This window comes from Desulfogranum japonicum DSM 18378 (assembly GCF_000429945.1).
Classification (GTDB): Bacteria; Desulfobacterota; Desulfobulbia; order Desulfobulbales; family Desulfobulbaceae; genus Desulfogranum; species Desulfogranum japonicum.
Genome location: NZ_AUCV01000013.1, coordinates 1 through 19892 on the forward strand (window position 1 = coordinate 1; position 19892 = coordinate 19892).

General features: G+C 44.7%; 21 protein-coding genes and 1 tRNA gene. 7 read left to right on the top strand and 15 right to left on the bottom strand.

Annotated elements, in window-relative coordinates; all coding sequences use genetic code 11:
- On the top strand, nucleotides 1–313 hold a 313-nt coding region (locus G493_RS28305), incomplete at its 5' end, for a transposase (RefSeq protein WP_035273946.1).
- A 125-nt stretch (nucleotides 314–438) separates the two neighbouring features.
- On the opposite strand, the gene G493_RS0107535 is transcribed toward G493_RS28305, so the two are convergent.
- The 8 genes from G493_RS0107535 to tadA all read right to left on the bottom strand — a co-directional run bounded on the left by G493_RS0107535 (nucleotide 439) and on the right by tadA (nucleotide 5482).
- Nucleotides 439–882 carry a GNAT family N-acetyltransferase gene (locus G493_RS0107535; protein WP_028579887.1) on the bottom strand — a complete coding sequence of 148 codons (444 nt, stop codon included), beginning with the start codon at nucleotides 880–882 and terminating at the stop codon, nucleotides 439–441.
- 568 nt (nucleotides 883–1450) lie between these two features.
- Nucleotides 1451–2092, bottom strand: coding sequence for a reverse transcriptase domain-containing protein (locus G493_RS33950; protein ID WP_051309110.1), 642 nt, complete (start codon nucleotides 2090–2092; stop codon nucleotides 1451–1453).
- Nucleotides 2079–2318: a reverse transcriptase domain-containing protein gene (locus G493_RS33955; RefSeq protein WP_051309111.1), complete on the bottom strand. Its 240-nt coding sequence runs from the start codon at nucleotides 2316–2318 to the stop codon at nucleotides 2079–2081. The genes G493_RS33950 and G493_RS33955 overlap by 14 nt, the downstream gene beginning before the upstream one ends.
- A 504-nt stretch (nucleotides 2319–2822) precedes the next feature.
- Entirely contained in the window at nucleotides 2823–3233 is a 411-nt protein-coding gene (locus G493_RS0107550; RefSeq protein ID WP_028579888.1) for a PDZ domain-containing protein, read from the bottom strand.
- 93 nt (nucleotides 3234–3326) lie between these two features.
- The gene (locus G493_RS0107555) at nucleotides 3327–3605 is read right to left on the bottom strand and encodes a hypothetical protein (protein WP_028579889.1); all 279 of its coding nucleotides are present in this window, start codon (nucleotides 3603–3605) and stop codon (nucleotides 3327–3329) included.
- 508 nt (nucleotides 3606–4113) lie between these two features.
- Nucleotides 4114–4530, bottom strand: coding sequence for a hypothetical protein (locus G493_RS0107560; RefSeq protein WP_028579890.1), 417 nt, complete (start codon nucleotides 4528–4530; stop codon nucleotides 4114–4116).
- Nucleotides 4531–4839: 309 nt separating this feature from the next.
- Nucleotides 4840–4925, bottom strand: a tRNA-Ser gene (locus G493_RS0107565).
- Nucleotides 4926–5011: 86 nt separating this feature from the next.
- The gene (tadA, locus tag G493_RS0107570) at nucleotides 5012–5482 is read right to left on the bottom strand and encodes a tRNA adenosine(34) deaminase TadA (RefSeq protein ID WP_035273947.1); all 471 of its coding nucleotides are present in this window, start codon (nucleotides 5480–5482) and stop codon (nucleotides 5012–5014) included.
- Between the two features lie 146 nt (nucleotides 5483–5628).
- On the opposite strand from tadA, the gene G493_RS0107575 reads away from it, so the two are divergent.
- A complete protein-coding gene (locus G493_RS0107575) occupies nucleotides 5629–7014 on the top strand; it encodes a sigma-54-dependent transcriptional regulator (RefSeq protein WP_028579892.1) in 1386 nt (461 codons plus the stop codon).
- Between the two features lie 223 nt (nucleotides 7015–7237).
- On the opposite strand, the gene nikR is transcribed toward G493_RS0107575, so the two are convergent.
- From nikR to G493_RS28315, 6 genes are all read right to left on the bottom strand, one after another.
- The gene (gene nikR, locus G493_RS0107580; protein ID WP_035273948.1) at nucleotides 7238–7651 is read right to left on the bottom strand and encodes a nickel-responsive transcriptional regulator NikR; all 414 of its coding nucleotides are present in this window, start codon (nucleotides 7649–7651) and stop codon (nucleotides 7238–7240) included.
- A gap of 8 nt (nucleotides 7652–7659) precedes the next feature.
- Nucleotides 7660–9069, bottom strand: coding sequence for a beta-barrel assembly-enhancing protease (locus tag G493_RS0107585; RefSeq protein ID WP_028579894.1), 1410 nt, complete (start codon nucleotides 9067–9069; stop codon nucleotides 7660–7662).
- Nucleotides 9070–9161: 92 nt separating this feature from the next.
- Nucleotides 9162–10037, bottom strand: a complete 876-nt coding sequence (locus tag G493_RS0107590; protein ID WP_028579895.1) for an amino acid ABC transporter permease — start codon at nucleotides 10035–10037, stop codon at nucleotides 9162–9164.
- Between the two features lie 158 nt (nucleotides 10038–10195).
- Complete coding sequence (locus tag G493_RS0107595; protein WP_051309112.1) at nucleotides 10196–11029, bottom strand: transporter substrate-binding domain-containing protein; 834 nt, start codon at nucleotides 11027–11029, stop codon at nucleotides 10196–10198.
- A 57-nt stretch (nucleotides 11030–11086) separates the two neighbouring features.
- On the bottom strand, nucleotides 11087–11812 hold the full coding sequence (locus tag G493_RS0107600) for an amino acid ABC transporter ATP-binding protein (protein ID WP_028579897.1): 726 nt from the start codon (nucleotides 11810–11812) through the stop codon (nucleotides 11087–11089).
- 38 nt (nucleotides 11813–11850) lie between these two features.
- Complete coding sequence (locus G493_RS28315; RefSeq protein ID WP_035273949.1) at nucleotides 11851–12648, bottom strand: amino acid ABC transporter permease; 798 nt, start codon at nucleotides 12646–12648, stop codon at nucleotides 11851–11853.
- A 587-nt stretch (nucleotides 12649–13235) separates the two neighbouring features.
- On the opposite strand from G493_RS28315, the gene G493_RS0107615 reads away from it, so the two are divergent.
- The 5 genes from G493_RS0107615 to G493_RS28320 are packed head-to-tail and all read left to right on the top strand — an operon-like array spanning nucleotide 13236 to nucleotide 18459.
- Nucleotides 13236–14855: an ABC transporter ATP-binding protein gene (locus G493_RS0107615; protein WP_028579899.1), complete on the top strand. Its 1620-nt coding sequence runs from the start codon at nucleotides 13236–13238 to the stop codon at nucleotides 14853–14855.
- 28 nt (nucleotides 14856–14883) lie between these two features.
- A complete protein-coding gene (locus G493_RS0107620; protein ID WP_232363730.1) occupies nucleotides 14884–15246 on the top strand; it encodes a DsrE family protein in 363 nt (120 codons plus the stop codon).
- Nucleotides 15227–17080 (top strand): excinuclease ABC subunit UvrC, encoded by a 1854-nt coding sequence (gene uvrC, locus G493_RS0107625; RefSeq protein WP_084813476.1) that lies wholly within the window; start codon nucleotides 15227–15229, stop codon nucleotides 17078–17080. Before G493_RS0107620 ends, uvrC begins: the two co-directional genes overlap by 20 nt.
- Nucleotides 17070–17282 (top strand): (2Fe-2S)-binding protein, encoded by a 213-nt coding sequence (locus G493_RS32950; protein ID WP_051309113.1) that lies wholly within the window; start codon nucleotides 17070–17072, stop codon nucleotides 17280–17282. The genes uvrC and G493_RS32950 overlap by 11 nt, the downstream gene beginning before the upstream one ends.
- A complete protein-coding gene (locus G493_RS28320; protein ID WP_035273950.1) occupies nucleotides 17269–18459 on the top strand; it encodes a glycosyltransferase in 1191 nt (396 codons plus the stop codon). The genes G493_RS32950 and G493_RS28320 overlap by 14 nt, the downstream gene beginning before the upstream one ends.
- Here the strand turns inward: G493_RS28320 and glk are convergent.
- A complete protein-coding gene (glk, locus tag G493_RS0107640) occupies nucleotides 18453–19439 on the bottom strand; it encodes a glucokinase (RefSeq protein WP_028579903.1) in 987 nt (328 codons plus the stop codon). The genes G493_RS28320 and glk overlap by 7 nt on opposite strands.
- Between the last annotated feature and the right edge of the window lie 453 nt (nucleotides 19440–19892).

Below are 19892 nucleotides of genomic sequence, written 5' to 3' on the forward strand. Positions count from 1 at the left end.
TCAGATTAAACTCAATTTTCAGGAACTCTTTACTCAAAAACCGCAAGACGCAGAGCAATATTTAAAAAAATGGTACTTCTGGGCCACGCACAGTCGGCTGGAGCCTATCAAACAGGCTGCTTACACCATCAAACGCCATTGGGAAGGTGTTCTCCAATGGTTCTCTTCTTACATCTCGAACGGATTACTTGAAGGGATGAACAGTCTCATAAAAGCCGCTAAAGCAAGGGCTCGTGGATACAGGACCAAACCAAACCTTATCACTATCGCATACATTATCGGTGGGAAACTTAATTATGGCTTACCCACATGATGTAGCGAGGAGCCCTTTATTTATTATACCTAAACTATATAACTTGAGATCATTCATAATCAGAAACAGAACGTGCGGGTAACTTGGCGGGCGCGTCGTTTTGCCCGCTCAAGTTCACCCGGAGGTTATGGTTCCCATTCGTAACGCCTTCTTAGCTTTGAGCCGCTTTTATAAGAAGGATCATGCTTGGGGACCATGATTTCATTAAGAAACTTACCGTTCAGTTTTTGTATTATTTTCAATGAAGAAACATTTTCCGGATCACAGGTCAGAATAACTTTGTCATAGAAATTTCGAACAAATGGTCTGATAGCATTACATGCAAGATACGAGAAAGAATTGCCTCTAAATTCAGGTAAGATTTCATAGCCGATATGTCCAACGCATTGCCTTATATGATTTGTGTCTCCGACCTTGAAATTAATGTGACCAACTTCAGTTCCATCCTCTTTTGTGATTTTGAAATGGTAAAAAGGAACAAGTTCTCCACCTGGTTCAATATCAACTATTTTTTCAAAAATAAGTTTGATGGGGCCAGAATGCATATTTACAGGTGGTTTTACTTTCATTTTATTCAAAGACCAATCGAGGTAGAACGGCCAGTTACCCGACCGTCCCCTCGCAGATCCCTGCGTGCGGTTTTCCCGCACAGGGCTCCTCAATAGTATTCGCTTCGTACAGAAGCAGTTTAGCTTCCTTTGCTATCCCCCGCAGTGAGGTTTGCATATGTTCATCAGCCTGTCTTATCTGCATATGTTTCCTTATGCGGGCTACATACGACAGTCATTCCCTTCCCCATGTGATCGGCCCTACCGTCTCGGAGTACTATGGAATGATCTGACTCCCTTGTACGTAAAGATTTCCCTCATACGGTTCCGCGGTAACCAAAGGCTCTATGCCAATGGTTAGCCCAACAGACGACACCCCGTTGGGTGCATAACTATTGCTACCCTGCAGTACAGTTCCTTGCTAAATGTTGAGGATTATTCTGGGCTTTGGGAATGGAAAAGAGGCCCGAATTCTTTCAAACTTTTCCCATATAACACAACCCTTATGGGAACGACGACCTAACCAAAAGCGCCATGCCTTCTCGGCAGCTTCATACACCACCTCGAGAGCTTTGAAATTACCACGAACTCAATAGTACTGGTAATAGCCGTTCAGTTTCTGACAAAGAGTAACATACTGCTCTTTGAGCGGATCATGACGGTTATCACGACACCATCCCCAGATAGTTTTTATGAAACGATTTAATCGCTTACCAATCGTCTTCTTCTTAACCACCCAATATCCCTTCCTCACTTTTGACCAGTAGAAGGTAAACCCCAGAAAGTCGAATGTACCATTTCGCTTGTCCACCTTGGCACTGCTCGGTGGTTCTCCAAACGGAAGTAGTTTCATCTTGTCTGGGTGCAGACTGAGAGCAAAGCTTTTGAAACGTTCTTTCAGTAATGCCAGAACGCGCTCCGCATCGGTTTTCAGTTCACAACCGATAATAAAATCATCGGCAAACCTTATAAGGAAGGAATGACAGCCAAGTGTTGGCTGGACCTCCTTAACAAACCAGTCATCCAGTACGTGATGTAGAAATATGTTACTGAGCACAGGAGAAATAACTGCCCCTTGCGGAGTACCCTTCTCAGGGTAACTCAGCTCACCAGATTCATCGATTCCAGCGTTAAGCCATTTACCGATCAACCGGAGAAGCCCTCCATCATTGACTCGCTGCTTTAGTATTTCTATCAGCAGCTTCTTGTCAATGTTATCAAAAAAATCCACTGACGTCTGCATCAACTACAAAATTAATGTTCTGCTCACGCAGTTCATGCAATGCCATATGTTGACTGTGATCCTCACGAAATCCATGTGAAAATGTGTGAAAATCTTTGTCGTAAATAACATCAAGTATCTTGGCTACTGCTTTCTGAACTATCTTGTCTTCCAGAGCCGAGATACCAATGGGTCGCTTCTTTCCGCCTTCCTTATCTAGCCAGATACGCTTCACAGGTTGTGCATAAAGCGGGGCCTCTCAATGGATGCCTGGAGTTTAAAAGGTTTCTCCAACCTTTACGGTACAAGGACACAACTGGCTCTCCTGAGTTCCCGAGTTGCCCCTGTGAATTCATGACCTGGTCTAAGATCCCGGTGGTGTCCTAAGTACTTGCCATATCGTTCTAAGGACTGCTACCTTCCTATCGCTCCAGACCGTCGGCTTTCTCCTAAAATTTGAGTTTATCCTTCTTGACCACCACTATACATGTTTCGGGATTCAATACAGACCCTGCATCCTTGATCAACCTGGCTTCGGACTTTCCGTCACCGGATTTACTCTCAGACTTCTCTACTGCGCTGCTGGCTATGCTTTAGGCAGGCGGAACTTGAACTTTTGTGTTCTCACCCACTGGGTAACAATAACCAATTTCAGTATTTATATGCCTCCCAAGGTTTCGAATTTATCTCGGCACGAGGAGCGATGGATTATATTTTGTTCCACGTTTTTTAAGATGAATTATTGTTTCTGTTCAGGGGTATAAGTTATCTCAATTCTTGTAAGGGAAAAATTCAGAGGTGCCTTAACCTCTGCCCGTTCAATTGAAATGTCTGCTTTTGAACCTATTTTCCCTCTTAGCTTTTCCATGATCAGATATTTGAACGTCTTGCCTTTTGTAGGTTCGCCGTTGATATGCGTAATGACATCCCCTCTCTGAATACCGCTTTTTGAAGCCGGAGTCCCATCAAGTACATCAAGAACAACCAGAGAACCCATGTGGTTTCCTGTCTCCTGCTCATATATTTGCGCTACTTTCAGACCAAGACCACCGAATTTGTCTTCTGCTGCGTGTGCAACACTCAAAGCCGACCCAAACGACAGGGACAAAAAAATAACTGCGACGATAAAAATAAAAGTTCTTTTACTCATTTTTTCCCTCCTGCTTTATTGGTTAAACCGACGGATACCTTTCTATAGATTGAAATATAAACTTGAAAAAAATAATCGAGGTAGAACGGCCAGTTACCCGACCGTCCCCTCGCAGATCCCTGCGTGCGGTTTTCCCGCACAGGGCTCCTCAATAGTATTCGCTTCGTACAGAAGCAGTTTAGCTTCCTTTGCTATCCCCCGCAGTGAGGTTTGCATATGTTTATCAGCCTGTCTTATCTGCATATGTTTCCTTTGCGAGCTACATACTACCGCCATTCCCTTCCCCATGTGATCGGCCCTACCGTCTCGGAGTACTATGGAATGATCTGACTCCCTTTTACCCATCAGATGCTCTTCTTGTGGTTGATACATCTTACCTCCGTTTTGAGAGGAGATAAAAGGGCCTCCCAGGTAAGCGTAGACTCCGGGTTCCTGACACTTCTCTCATTACATGCCACGCTCTAGGACCCCGGCAGTCCCTCCAGAATCTTGCCATAACGATTCCTTTGTTCTGGCTTCCGAAACGTTAAAATCGTCGCCAAATGCATTTTACTCTGACGAGGCTGAATTGCTTAAGGGAGGTACGTCTCCCATGCGGCCTGCAATGTTCCCTGTGTACGTTTCACGACTGTTGTTCGCCAAATGGCTCCGCGAGTCGCGCAACACTCGGTACGGGCTGCTGGCTAAGCTTTGCCCGACAGGGACTTCCTGCTTTATAGCAGGTCACCCTGCAAGAAGTGCCAAGCTGCGCCTGGCGCACCAACGTTAAGTTGAGAGGCAAATACCCAAACGAAGGTAAAAAACAACCCGGGACGATTGGCGCCACTGAACTATTGAGAACGAATTCGCCCGATGGGTATTTGTCCACTCGAACGTCTGGTTAAATGTTTGCTTTTTCTTCTATTATATATTTCAAGTCAGTAAAACCTGGCAGCATATGGTCGACAATGAAGATTAATTGGTTTTCTTTGCTGAACACTTTGTAGAGTTGTATAGCTTTGTAGTTTTTCACCCTTCCTACTTGATACCAACCAAATTGTTTAATTTCTTTTCCTATTTTAGTTTGAATACCATCATCTTGTACTGATATCTCAACATTTATGAATTTTGATAGTCTAAACCCTTCAAGTGCAAAATATCCGAATATAGGAGCAATGGTAAGATAGATTGCTGAAGACAGGATATTTTCAGGCATATCGTGAAAAGCAAAGATGCATGAAAGTATTGTGAAGGCTGGGAAAAAGAGAAGTCCCAACACCAGTACACTTTTTAGCCAAATTGGATTTTTATATATCATTTAACAAGCAGTTATGAAGTTTCTCGATAACATATCAAAAACGCCTGTTATCGAGCATAGTTTACCACACTCCCATGGCAATTCTATGCTACATGGCGAGTGTTTTAACGACAGTCACGGAGAACGCTTATTGAACAGCAATAATTAATTAAGCTACAATATTCAGAATAGAATACAAGGATAGAATGCGTGAATTAAGCGATACCTGGGTATTTTTTGGCCTTTATAAACGGCCCTCAATTGGTCCCGCCAACGGCTGCAAACAAAAAAGGCTCGATATCTAGTCTGATATCGAGCCTTTTCTATATATGGCGGAGAGGGTGAGATTCGAACTCACGGTACTTTCGTACACACGCGTTCCAGGCGTGCACCTTAAGCCACTCGGTCACCTCTCCGAAGTTTACTTCCATTTAAATTCGTTGCGTTGATGCGCTTACGAGCGTTCCTTTTTAAACGGTGTTTGCCTTTTTGACAAGTAAAATTATCGCTTTTTTTTAAAAAAATCCTTTAATATCTGACTGCATTGCTCCTTTAACACCCCAGACTCCACCTTAAAAGAGTGATTTAACCTGCCATCCGAACCTATTTCATAACGCGAGTAAACGGCTCCGGTTTTAGGGTCATCAGCTCCGATCACCAATCTCGAAACACGTGCATGTACCATGGCTGCTGCACACATGGCACATGGCTCCAAAGTAATGTACATTGTTGTACCGGGAAACCTGTAATTACATAATCGTAATCCAGCCTGCCGCAAAACGTGTATTTCGGCATGACCGGTCGGGTCACAGCTACGAATACAATTATTTCCCGCACCGGCAAGGATAAGGCCTGAATGACTTACAAGAACAGCCCCCACGGGTACCTCGTCCATTTGGGCCGCATTTTCAGCATACATATATGCCAGATTCATATAATGCGTATCCGCAGGGATCATAAAACTTTCTGCCATATCAAAATATTATACCCATACAGAGAACAACCAAATAATATGCTCTCCGCCTTTACTTTACAAAGCTCAAAGTTATATAATTACCAAAAAGAGATTACAGTCACAAAATCGAAATACCAATGCGCTTCGGAATCAATCACAATTCTATGAAATCACAGAAAGTAGCTGTTCTGGCGTTTGAATCACATGATGAAAACAAGCGAAATATAACCTCCGCGCTTTCTCCTATATCCAACCTGATAACCTTTGAGAACGATGCAGGTTTATTCCAACAGGCAATAGGCAAAAATCAGTACGATGTTATCCTCATCGGGATGGATACATCCAATGGATCATCCTTCCAACTGATTGAACAGGCCCATAGTACTACGCCTTACACGCCCATTATTATCACTGGAAAAGATGACTGCACAGACGATATTGTAGCAGCGATAAAAAATGGTGCAACCAACTTCATCCCACAGCCTTTTAGTTCTCCGAGGCTACGACTGGCCGTAGAAAAAGCATTGGAAGAAAGGCGGCTGAAAAATGAAATTGCATATTTACGAGGCAAGCAGGATATCATTTATGATCTCGATGCCATTATTGCGGAATCACCCACCTTTAAAGCTGTAGTTAAAAACTTGAAAAAATTTGCTTTAACAGACTCCACTGTACTTATCACGGGAAAAACTGGTACTGGTAAGAGCTTTCTTTCCGGGTCAATTCATTATAATTCCCCACGTAAAAACAGCCCTTTTATAAAAATTAATTGCGCCAACATTCCAGGCTCCCTCCTGGAAAGTGAGCTGTTTGGGCATGAAAAAGGAGCTTTCACCGGTGCGGATAAACAACGCATAGGCCGATTTGAACAGGCTAATGGCGGCACAATATTTCTTGACGAGATCGGCGAGATCCCTTTGGAAATTCAGGCTAAACTGCTCAGGGTTATAGAAGAAAAATCATTTGAACGTGTTGGAGGTAACAAAACTATCCATGCAGATGTTCGCATTATAGCGGCCACCAACAGAGACCTGCCAATGCAAGTTGCAGAAGGGAAATTTCGAGAAGATTTGTACTATCGAATCAATGTATTACCCATCAGCCTGCCAACACTTCGAGAAAGAAGCCAATGCATTGAGCCCCTGGCAAAGCGCCTTCTTGCCAAAGCCGCTATATCCATGAAACGGACGATTCATGGTTTTTCTCCTCAAGCTATAAAAATTCTGAAGGATTACGAGTGGCCCGGAAATATCAGACAACTCGCCAACACCATTGAACGCGCAGTTATTCTTGAAGAAAGAGATCATATTCAACCTGAATCCATTCAACTGCCGGACACCATAGACAAAAATCTCTCCAAGACATTCAACAATGGCGAGTCTCTTCAGCTACAGGAAAGAGAGGCAATCCTGTATGCATTGGAAAATGCCCTCTGGGTACAGAAAAATGCTGCAAAACGGTTGGGAATAAGCCCCAGAGCATTGAATTACAAAATCAAAAAATTCGGCATTACCCATTCCAACTGGCGCAAAAACAAGAAAACAGATTAAACAGCCGTTTTTTAGCCAACGTAACTATTTAAGAACTGCGAAAAGACTACATCTGCCCTCATTATACATCATAAAACAGTTTATCTATCTAAACGTTGCAGAGCCTGTCCTGCAGTAACTGTCAGGCTGCCCATAAATGGCCTTTTTGACCAAGTTTTGCGTTATGCTCGAAATGTAATCTCGAAAGTAGGCGAAACGATACTCCGAAAAGATCATTTATGGGCTAATGCAAATGCCCGCCTGTACTTGACATGGTCAGACTGCCGTCTTTTACCCCTCTCAGTGCTATAAGGCTTTCTGCAAGCTCCTGAACACTTGAAGCTTTCCCTTTCACTATAGTTACTTCCAGGCAGTTGTGATGATCCATATGCACATGGGTTGTGGAGGTAATCTGCTGGTAATAATCATGCTGAAGCTCGGTAATACGTTCCTGTAATTGAGGTCTGTGGTGATCATATACCAGCGTGACCACCCCGACGACCTCCGCATCCTGTTCCCATTCTTCATTGACCAGCGCCTTGCGAATAAGGTCACGAACAGCTTCAGATCGATTTGAGTAACCTTTATCTTCAAGATAGGTATCGAATTTACCGAGCAAATTTTCTTCAAGGGAAATTGAAAAACGTTTTAACATGATTAGTACCTTTAACCTTTTTTCTCCAACTCTTTCAGTTTCTCCAATATCTGCTGGGCTTCATTTTTCTCATCTTCAGTCAGATCCTTATCCTTTGCAGCTCCTTCAAAATACTGTTTGGCCTCTTTTACTCTCCCTTGATAGAGGTGATACTTGGCCAGATTAAATCTACTTTGGGACGCCTTTCCCTGATCGGAGCAGATTTTTCCCAGATCATAATACATCTGAGCATATTCAGGCATTGCATAAGATATCCTCTTCAGGAGACCTGCTGCAGCATCCAGATTGCCAAGTCTATATTCTGCCTGGGAAAGTTGATACATGGCATATGTATCATTCTGGTAGGTATGCAACACCTTGCTGAGAATCTCCTCTGCCTGCTTGACCTGATTAGATGCGAGATAAATGACGGCTCGATCAATCTCGAGGATATGTTCATCGGGATAGGCTTCCTGTACAATCTGCAGATGATTGAAAGCCTGCTCATAGTTATGATCTTCGGTTTCCAGCAACGCCATTCCGAAATGAGCCATTGTCACAGCAACGGCATCCTTGCCAGAGGCAATGGTGTTGGCACAGGATATCCTCATCTTATCTCTATCTATGGCATGCAGCAACACTCTATATTTGAATCGTAAAAAAGCAAAATTATTTGTTTTTTCATAGTAATCTTCACTTTGCCTGTCATCCATTTCCAACAGTGACTGAACATACCCTATACGAGCTTCAGGGTTGGGATGGGTCAAAAGATATTGGGGCACCTTGCTTGAACTATAACGCGTTATACGGCGCATAGTCCGCAGCATCCCCTCCATGGAATTGGGATTACGGTGCATCTCCTGCATCCATTGAAAAGACAATCTATCTGCCTGTTCTTCATCCTGCCTGCTATACTGCAGCTGCGCAGTCTGCGCGGCTGCCATGGAACCCGCCAGCAGCCCCTGACTCAATGCAGGCACACCGAGTGCAAGTCCTGCCAGGCCAAGTGCAAGGGAGGCTGCTCCCACTTTGGTGCTTTTATCCACCCTGGATGCAATATGCCTGCTTACAACATGCCCGATTTCGTGCGCAAGAACACTGAGCAATTCATCCTCAGAGTGCATGGTTTCTATCAGGCCTGAGTAAAAAAAGACCAAACCTCCAGGTGCTGCAAATGCATTAAACTGATCACTAAGAACAACGAAAAAGTGATAATCAAAATATTGAGGACCAGCCGTAACAAGAACCTGCTGACCAAGATTGTTAATATACCTACTGATATCAGGGTCATCAAAAACCGTGAATTGAGCGCGAACCGAATAAAGAAGTTGCTCACCAATGGCACGTTCTTCGCCTATGGTTAACGCTTGCGACTGTACGGGGGCCCAAAAGATGGCTATTGCTGCGGCCACGCAGATTAGACGCTTTAGCGAGTTAAACATCAGGATCACCTAAACTGTTTTTCATGAGAAGTATGGCTCCATGTGCACAGGTAATACGTTATGGAAACTTGTGCAATATTTACCGTGGGGCTTCAGGATCTCGCAAACCTGGACTCGAGGTAGCTTACCATAACTGAACAGGGAAAAGTAAGCAGAAGGTACAGCAAAGCTATGGTTGTCCAGACTTCTATGGTCATGTACGTCGAAGCCATGAGCTGTGTTCCCTGATAGGTTAACTCCTGAATGGAAATCACCGAGACAATAGCTGAATCTTTAATCAAAGAAATGAGTTGACCCGACAAGGGCGGCAGTACTCTGATCAAGGCCTGGGGCAGAATAATATGACGCATTGTCTGATGATTTTTCAAACCAAGGGCATAGGCTGCTTCCCGTTGATGATTTTCAACGGATTCAATCCCGGCACGGAATATTTCAGCAACATAGGCGCTTTCAAATGCCGCGAGGGTAATCATGGCCGAAACAAAGGGGCTAAGAATTGCGGGATCCCCGAAAAGAAACTCCTCTATTCTTTGTAATGGAGGGGGTAAACGACTAACTACCTGTTCAAGATGTAATAACGGCAGGAATTGATCTGCAAGAAAAAAATAAAACAGAAAAATGATCACCACAGGAGGAAGATTTCGCATCAATTCTATATAGCAGCGTGCAAACAGACGCAAAAAGAGGCTTGAACTCAACCTCATAACAGCGAAAAAAAAGCCCAAAACCAGTGCAAGAATACCAGCCCATAAACTGAGACGGATGGTGGTTACCAGGCCGTCTATCAGGTAATTGCTCACCCATCTGCCCCGCTCCACATCATAACGGAAGAGATACTGGGGAATAACGTGCCAGTTCCAGGAGTAATCCAGATGAAAGGCTATCCGATAAAAGACATACCCTGCTGCGGCCAGCAGCAGGGATATAAGGATAAAATCCAATGGTGTGTAGAATACTCTTTTATGCACGGCCTGTGTCTATCCAGAAATGCTTGAGATCAACGGTACGGGTTCAGATATAACTTGCTGCAGGTCGAATCCATAAACCGTGTCATCTATCATGGATTGAATATAAAAAAGGCTGAAAGATTGCTTAGGGAGGACCACAATCTGCGACCTGAACCTACTTATTCGATCAGGCTTTTCCATTCTGTCGATTTAAACCAGTAATCGTACAGTTTGTCGATGGTCCCCTTTGATTTGGCAATTTCAATCCAGTTATTGAAAAAGTTCAAGGTATCCACATCACCTTTACGAATACCAAAACTGATGGGTTCCTTGAGGAGCTGATCATCAAAAGCGGCCAGAGTGGCTGGAGAATCTGCTGCCATATTGAACGGTAAGGGTTGTCCGCCGACCATTGCATGCACACGACCATTTTTAACTTCCTGAACCGCAGCCGGCTCATCATCAAACAGGCGTAATTTCGCCTTGGGAAAATTCTCTTTAGCAGCTACTGCAGCAGTGGAACCAAGACGGGCAGCAATACTGACATCCGGGGAGTTAAAATCTGTGATCGTAAACCCCTCTGTCATTTTCCTGTTCGCCAGCAAACCCTGGCTGGTGTAATAATACGGATTGGTGAAATTAATTTTGAGATTTCGTTTTGGTGTAACTGACATGCCACCTATGATGACATCAAATTTATTCGCAACCAGAGCGGGAATAATTCCTGACCATTTTGTGGGAACGAACTCGATTTCGACTCCCATATCTTTTGCCAGTTGTTTGGCAACATCTATCTCAAATCCTATAAGTTCATTGTTTTTATCTTTCATAGCATAAGGAACAAAAACGTCCATACCCACACGTATTTTTCCTCGCTTGTAGATCTGCTCAATGGTGCTCGCCGCAGAAATCTGCTGCCGGATATCTGCAGCATGCGCATGAACAGCAAAGGTACAAATAACGATCATCATGCAATTGAGAACCCAAAAAAGACGCAAACTGTTTCTCATCATAGCTCCTCCTTGAATTTTACGGATAATTGACAGCAACACTCACCAACCACGACGCCATTACAGAATTTTGCGTAGAAAGGCGCGGGTTCTCTCCTGGGCAGGTTGTTGAAAAAAGCGTTCTGTCGGTGCTTCTTCAATAACACAGCCATGCTCCATGAACAACACCCTGTCACTGACCTCACGGGCAAATCCCATTTCATGGGTTACGACCACCATGGTCATCCCATCATTGGCGAGATCACGTATTACATCAAGCACTTCTCCTATCATTTCAGGATCAAGGGCGCTGGTTGCCTCATCAAAAAGCATTATTTTGGGCATCAGGGCCAATGCCCTGGCAATGGCCACACGCTGCTGCTGGCCACCTGAGAGTTCATTGGGGTAAACGGCTGCCTTGTCATCGACACCGACCTTCTGCAATAAATCTTTTGAAAGCTGCGTGGCCTCTATTTTACTTTTTTTTCTTACAAGCTTCTGGGCAAGGTTTACATTTTCCAGCACGGTCATATGAGGAAAGAGATGAAAGGACTGGAATACCATCCCTACTTCCCTCCGGATTTTCAGGCGATTTTTTTCATGGTCGTCAAGGGGGATACCATCGATAAGGATGGTGCCCTGATCGATGTCCTCCAATCCATTGAGACATCGCAAAAACGTTGACTTGCCTGATCCCGAAGGGCCTATAATTACCAGCACATCTCCCTTTGTCACCCGGGTGGATACGTTATCCAGCACTTTAACATTATGGGTAAAGCTTTTACTGATACTGTCGACAACCACAATGGGTTGAACCTGACTCTTAAGGCCAGATGCATTCTCATTCATGCGGTTCTTTGGGGAACGTATTTTTCAAGCAAACTGGCGATTGCAGAAAGAATAAGGGTTATGAAGAGATACATTCCTGCCACAGTAAACCAGATTTCAAAGGTCAAAAAAGTTTCTGCGATAACAGTTCTCCCTTCCATGGTAAGGTCATAGACTGCAATGGTACTGACCAGTGCGGAATCCTTCACCAGGGAGACGGCCTGACTGGTCAAAGGCGGGAGGATTCTACGAATAGCCTGGGGAAGAATAACTTTACGATAGGTATCAAAGGTACTTAGTCCACTGCTGTACGCTGCTTCCCACTGGCCCCGTCCGATGGAACAGATACCTGCACGAAAAATTTCTGAAGCATATGCACCCTCAAACATACCCAAGGCCAGGACAGCAGTTGCAAAACGTCCCACGTCCAAAATCGGAGCCATGACAAAATACAGAAAAAAAATCTGCACCAAAAGGGGTGTGTTTCGAATAATCTCCAGGTATATTCTTGCAATCCATCTCCCCACCGGAGAAGTGGACATGCGCAGAAGTGCTGTCGTAAGACCCAAAATGCCAGCCAGCACAAGACTTAAACCAATAATCTGCAGCGTTACCTGCAGGCCGTTCATGAGTGGACCAGAAACATACACGCCATCGTCAACCTGAAAAAAATAACGAGGTATCTGGTTCCAGTGCCATGTATAGGCGATTTCGCGCCCTCCTCTTACGACCAGCCATCCAAACAAACAAGAAAATGCTGCAAATACAGAAATATCTCTATAAACATGGAGAACGTTCTTTTTTTTTCTGGTCATGGATATACTGTATTGGTGGTAGAGCAGCTACCATAGTGGAATCTTAGGTCAGGTTGCGCCCTGGCTGCCTTCCTGGTTGAAGCGAATACTTTTATTACAATATGATATTGCCTGTACATCAGTACTCCTTTCGCCCCAGAATTATGTCAAACTTTTTATCCACGGAATATCAAAAACATACCATCCATATTTTTCATGCAAATAGTACTTTCAAACGAAAAAAGATATTGCTGAACAGTCACATGTTCATCACTCTAACAATTTTCTGTTCATTTTCAAGCTTATGTATGATTAAGTGGCATTCTCGTACGGCACTGCAGATGGTAGAGAAAGGTATAAGGGTCACGGAAAAAATAAATTATCCAATCCTGCTTGTCTCTCAACTCGGTAACGTTGTTGCGTCAATGGCTCAATACGGCCAGTATGGAACCATTGACGCGACAACGTTACCAAACCGATATCCTACGCAATTTTGAATATGTATTATTTTCCGCGACTCTAAACAGTTGCAGAAAAAAACATTACCCAATTTTACGTAATTTTTGGATAGGCACACACACCTATCTGAGGTTTTCTTACACGATCCAATGACCAGTTTACTTGACATTGAACAGTTTTGCCTTCGCTTTGCATCTAATGATTCCCCTGTGGATGAACAATTTCAAATCACCGATGTCAATCTCACTCTGAATGAAGGGGAAACCCATGCTCTGGTGGGCGAGTCGGGTTCAGGGAAATCCATAACAGCTCTTTCTATCATGCGCCTGCTTGATGATATTACAGATGTACAAACAAGCGGCAGGATAGTTTTTTGCGGGCATGACATTACTCTGCTCTCACCAACGGAATTGCGGGCACTTCGCGGCAACGAGATCTCCATGATCTTTCAGGAACCCATGACCTCGCTCAATCCTGTTTATACTGTTGGCAACCAACTTATTGAGCCGCTTCTCCTACACCAGAAGCTGAGTAAAAAAGAGGCCTACCAGGCAGCCCTGTCCCTGCTGGAACGTACAGGTATTCATGATCCTGAATACCGCATTCATAACTATCCGTATCAGCTTTCCGGAGGTCAGAGACAACGGGTAGTGATTGCAATGGCACTTGCCTGTCGTCCCAAATTGCTGATAGCAGACGAACCGACAACCGCCCTGGATATCACTGTTCAAGAACAAATTCTAAATTTGATTCGTGATCTGCAGCAGGAACTGAATATGGCTGTTCTTTTGATTACCCACAATCTACCCATGGTCCGGAAACGCTCAGATACCATTTCAATTATGCACCAGGGTCGTATTGTCGAACAGGGAAACACGGCGGAAATTTTCAAAAAACCAAAGCAGGAATATACCAGGCATCTGCTTAATGCTGTGCCTAATGAGCAAAAAATTTCTGTGACGGGCAAAAAAAAGCTCATGGAACTTGAACGCGTAAGTTGTTCTTTTATCATGGGATATAAATGGCAAGGACTGCGACGTAAAAAAATCACCTTTAACGCTGTGGACCAGGTGAGCCTGAATATCATCCGGGGAACCACCCTGGGAGTCGTTGGAGAATCTGGCTCCGGAAAATCAACTCTAGCGCTCTGTATCCTTGGCCTGAATGGATACACTGGGGATATCCGCTACCACAGAGAACAAGGTACAGTTGATCTCAACAAACTCAGCTCCCATGCCTTTCGTCCATTACGCAAGGAGATACAAATTGTTTTTCAGGACCCGTATTCGTCCTTATCGCCCAGGATGTCCATTGAGCAAATAATTGAGGAAGGCCTGCGCGTACACAGAAAAGACCTGAACAAAAAGCAAAGAATACAACTGGTCGCAGAAGCATTACAGGAGGTGGAGCTTGACCCCGGCCTCATGTCGCGTTTCCCCCATGAATTTTCAGGGGGCCAACGCCAACGCATTGCCATTGCACGTGCACTGATCCTGAAACCATCCTTCCTGATTCTGGACGAACCTACCAGTGCTTTGGATATGACCATTCAGAAACAGATTCTCCTTCTTCTCAAAAAAATACAGAAGACTTATGGTATAACCTACATGTTTATTAGTCACGATTTGAGAACCATTCGCGCCATAGCAGATCATGTGGTTGTAATGCAAAATGGAAGGATCATCGAGTCAGGAGACGGAAGGCAGATTTTTACCAACCCTGAACAGGAGTACACCAGAAAGTTGTTTGAAGCAGCATTCCAATCATAAAAGTATTACATATAAGGGGGAAATTATTATGATGACCAGTATAATCTACAAAGCTGTATTCCACATTGATCTGGATGAAGAAAAACGTCTGGGTATTGCATTGGCAAATGTGACCAACCTGCTCAAAGCAGTCAAAGGAAAACCTTATGATCTGGTCATTTTGGTTAATGGCCCTGCTGTAACCCTGCTTGCCGAGGAAGACAGGGTATCGCATAAGGAAACCATAAAAGCTCTCCAGAAAGAATCTGTGGCTTTTAAGGTATGCAATAACGCCTTAACCAAATTCAATATTGCACCCCAGAATATTGTGGATGGGTTCGAGGTTGTACCAGCGGGCATAGTCGAACTCATCGAGTTACAACGCGAAGGATATGCCTACATCAAACCATAGAGATGCTACATCCAAAGGGGATTCTCCCCTTTCCACCGACTTTCTGAAGACCGCCAGCACCGGGCCAGGTGTTTATCAAATGCTCGGGAAACAGGAAGTACTGTATGTGGGCAAGGCACGCAATCTGCGAAAGCGCCTTGCCCAGTATGCACATTACGCGGGGCCCGAGTATTCCAAGACGGCAGTTATGTTGCGCCATGTTCGGCGAGTGGAGACGATTCTCACTTCAACGGAAAAAGAGGCGCTCATACTTGAATCATCATTAATAAAAAAACACCGTCCAAAGTATAATGTCATTCTTCGTGATGATAAAAATTATCCCCTTATCATGGTCACCATGTCCGAAGAATGGCCAAGAATCAGAGTTACCAGGCGTCGTCTGAAAGACGGGAATAAATATTACGGCCCTTATGCTTCCTCCACTTCCATGCGAGCCACACTGAAACTCCTTTATTCACTCTTTCCGTTGCGTCGCTGCCGTACAGTACGTGAAAGGCCGCGGCCCTGTCTTAATTACCAGATGGGCAGATGCCTTGCTCCCTGTGCGGGTAAGGTGAACCATAATGACTATATGGTAAATGTACATGACGTGTTGCGTATTCTCGAGGGGAATTCCAGCCAGGTGATGGAGACCCTGCAACAGAAAATGCAACAGGCTTCACAGGAGCTTCAGTTTGAAAAAGCAGCACTGTATAGAGACCAGATACAGGCACTGGAAAAAACCTTGGAACACCAGTCTGTAGTTGCTAGCCACCACATTGACCAGGATGTTTTCGGCCTGCATCGAAAAGATGCGGCTGTTGGGGTGGCCATCCTTTTTATCAGGGGTGGTATCATTACAGGCGCTCAAAGCTTTTTTCTCCCTGACCCCATTGGTGATGATGCAGCCCTTCTTGCAGAGACGATTCTCCAATACTATTCACCCCAGCGAATTCCTCCAAAAGAGATGCTACTGCCAACCCATATTGAAGATCAGGAACTGGTTCAGGAACATTTGACTGAATTACGGGGAAGCGCGGTTTCCATGCATGTTCCGCAAAAGGGTAAACGTATACGCCTGATGAAAATGGCCCTGCGCAATGCCAGACAACTCTTCTCTGATAAAGAAAAGAAGGCAAAGAGCTGGCAAACCCTTGCAACAGAACTCAGAAAGAAACTCCAGCTCATGAATATTCCGAACACCATTGAATGTCTTGACATATCAAATCTGCTCGGAAAACAGGCTGTTGGGTCACTTGTTCGATACGTGGAAGGTGAAAAAATGCCTCGGGAGTATCGTCACTATCGCATCAAGAGACAAGACACACCAGATGACTACGCCATGATGCAGGAAGTTCTGGAACGCCGATTTGATCCGAGCAAAAAACAGCAGAGTTATCCTGACATGCTGCTCATTGATGGAGGTAAAGGCCAACTCGGTGTAGCCCGTGCTGTGTTGGATCACTATGATCTCATCCATCGCGTTGATCTTGTCTCCATAGCCAAGGAAAAGCAGGATGAAGGGGAAAAACTGTTTAAACCTGCACGCAAAAACCCTATTCTTCTGCCTGCCAATTCCCCTGTTCTCCTTTATCTGATGCGAATACGAGATGAATCCCATCGTTTCGGTATAACCTTTCACCGTAAACTGCGTAACGCCAACACACTCCACTCGCAAATGGACAATCTGGTCGGCATTGGAGAGAAAAGAAAAAAACTTCTTCTAAAAACTTTTGGCAGTTATAAACGTCTGAAAGAGGCAACCATTGAAGACCTGCAAGCGGTTTCAGGTATAGGTCCTCAACTGGCCAAAACTCTATTCGAGCAATTGCAGGAGGTTTCGAGTGGAAAATGAGACAACTGTCCTGGCAAGAGTGAAGCCTGGGTGCATATGCAAAGGAATAAAGCTTTTTGCTCTTATGCAAGCCATTGAAAATGGTGCCCGCTCTTTTGAAGAGGTGGCGGAAAAAACAGGCATTGGCGACGGTTCATGCAAAGGAAAACGCTGTCGTCAGAAAGTTGAAGAGATATTGGGAAGCAGAGATGAAGTTGAGTAATCGGCTCGACATCCTCCTTTACTGTCATGACGGACGAGGAATAGGGCATGCGGGGCGATCCGTAGCCATTGGCATGGCTGTACGCCGCCTTTTTCCTGCATGCAAGGTGCTACTGGTGACCGGATCACCATATATTGAAAGCCTCAGGGCTGGTAGTGAACTGGATTGGCTGAAACTGCCAGGATACGAAACCACGGTACAAAATGGTATATCAAAGGGTGTTGATGGCAAATCTAATTTCCCAGATAAAGAACTGGGCACAATACGGGCTCAACAGTTACAAGACATAATCAACCTCTATCGCCCCAAGCTTGTCCTGGCTGATCATTCACCTACAGGCAAACATAAGGAATTGCTACCGGCACTCCAGGCATCACAACAATATTCAACATCATGGTTCCTTGGAGTCCGGGGCATTGTCGGTAAAGTCCGTCAGGTACACTCTACCCTTTCCAGAAAAACTTTTGCACAGTACTACCGCGGCCTGCTGTGGTATGGAGACAGCACGATTTTAGGCTCTTCTCATATCCACGAAGTGGCACATACATTCAACACAAAAGTGGAAACAGCAGGATATGTATCCAGAATGCGGGAAATCATGGCCCTTGAAGGAGGGGAGGATCATAGAAAAAAAATCTACGCTGGCACCATTGCCCTGCCCTGGTTTGATGAGCATGGATTCACCCTGATCAGGAGTCTGTACCAGGCTCTCTCACAACTCGGCAGCCAGTACGGTAAATGGGTGGTATTTCACCCTCCGGTGCATAGCCACCATCCGTTTAAACGCAACCTGCAGCAACTGGCCGAATTAAATAACACAACTACTCGTCATTTCGGTGCAGAATACCTGCCGACCCTTGCACAGTCACGAATGGCTATCATCCATGGCGGCTATAACTCTCTTACAGATGTCTTGTATTGCCAGGTACCTGCACTGGTTTTGCTGCGTGAAATGCAGGACAACGAACAACAGAACCACCTGGAACTCCTCACCTGCAATGGGCAAGAGCTTCTCACGCCAGTACATACCAGTGCTTTTTCAGGCCCCTTTTTCGCTGAAAAAATCCATGAAATGCTTACCTCTCCGTACAGACCTCCTGTAATACCAGTTGATCTTGCAGGCGCAGAGCATGCCGCCCGTTATCTTGTCGATACTATATCTAAAAATCTTCAGTAAAGTCCTCTTCCGTAGCACGCTGCCCCAAACAGAGCAATATCTGAACGAGTGATCAGGTGTATCGGGATATCACGAAGCGCAGCAGAGAGACGCCCCTTATCAGTAAAGATACGGACAAAAGTTTTCTGGTGCATATATTGTAGAATCCTTGGCGGGATGCCGCCTCCAATATAGAGCCCTCCTGAACAGGCAACAGTCAGAGCCAGGTTGCCTGCCTGGGCTGCCAGTATGGAAACAAATAACTCCACCACCGCAACGCAGATGGGATATTTATCCGGCTCGCAAACAGCGGCATGTACAATCACCGGGGTAATATCAGAAATTCTTTCAAACTGTTCTCTCAATTCCCTCGGTTCTTCATACTTACCGGTATCACGTAAAAAGGCATACAGATTGGGAATACCCATTCCAGAACAGACCCGCTCATAGGACACATGCTCAAACCGCTGGCGCAGATAGTTCAGCAACTCAATTTCCAGTTCGGTTCGAGGGCCAAACTCTGTATGCCCCCCTTCGGAACCATGGGCACGATATTTTTTGCCGTCCCAGGTTAGAAACCCCATACCTAGCCCGGTTCCCGGTGCAATGAGTGCCTTGACCCCTTTTTTTTCTTCTATTCCATGACAGATGCAAACACTGTCATCTCCATTTAAGAAAGGAAGAGCATAGGCCATTGCCTGGATATCATTGAGCAGTACAGCTTGTGTAAGGCAGGTGGCAGATTGCAACTCTTCTCCATCTATTATCCAAGGAAGATTGGTGATACGTGCCCTGTTGCGCTTCACCGGTCCGGCAACACCAAATACGCCTTTATCAGGAAACAAACCATGCTCTTTCATAAAGCTTGTTACAATGTCTTCCAAACAACAATATTCCTGACTAGGATATTTTTTTTTCACAAGCGGCGTTGAGTCACCCTGCTCTCTTGCAAAAACTGCAAGACGGGTGTTAGTTCCGCCAATATCTCCCACTAATAACATTGGTGCCTTCCCTGTCCATTTTGTTCAGGTAATAAAAACTCCAGGACATTTTCCTACAGAGGATCATGAAAACAAACAAGATGAAAAGATGTGTTTTTTCAGCAATCCTGAGCTTTTATTCTTTAGAAAAGCCTGAAACAGGTTATACAATACCTAAGGGTCACGGAAAAAATAAATTATCCAATCTTGCTTGTCTCTCAACTCGGTACCGTCGTCGCGTCAGCGGCTCAATTCGCCCAGCATGGAACCATTGACACGACGACGGTCACCAAACCGATATCCTACGCATTTTTTAGACATTTATTATTTTCCGTGACCCTAAAAATCAGAGATTCTTATTTCCCCAAATAAAAGAGCTTATCTCATGATATACACGATGTCAGGTAATTCCCAGTACTTTCACCTTCTCGAACATACTCCTCTTTCGTTGCTCTACATCCAATACTTATGCAA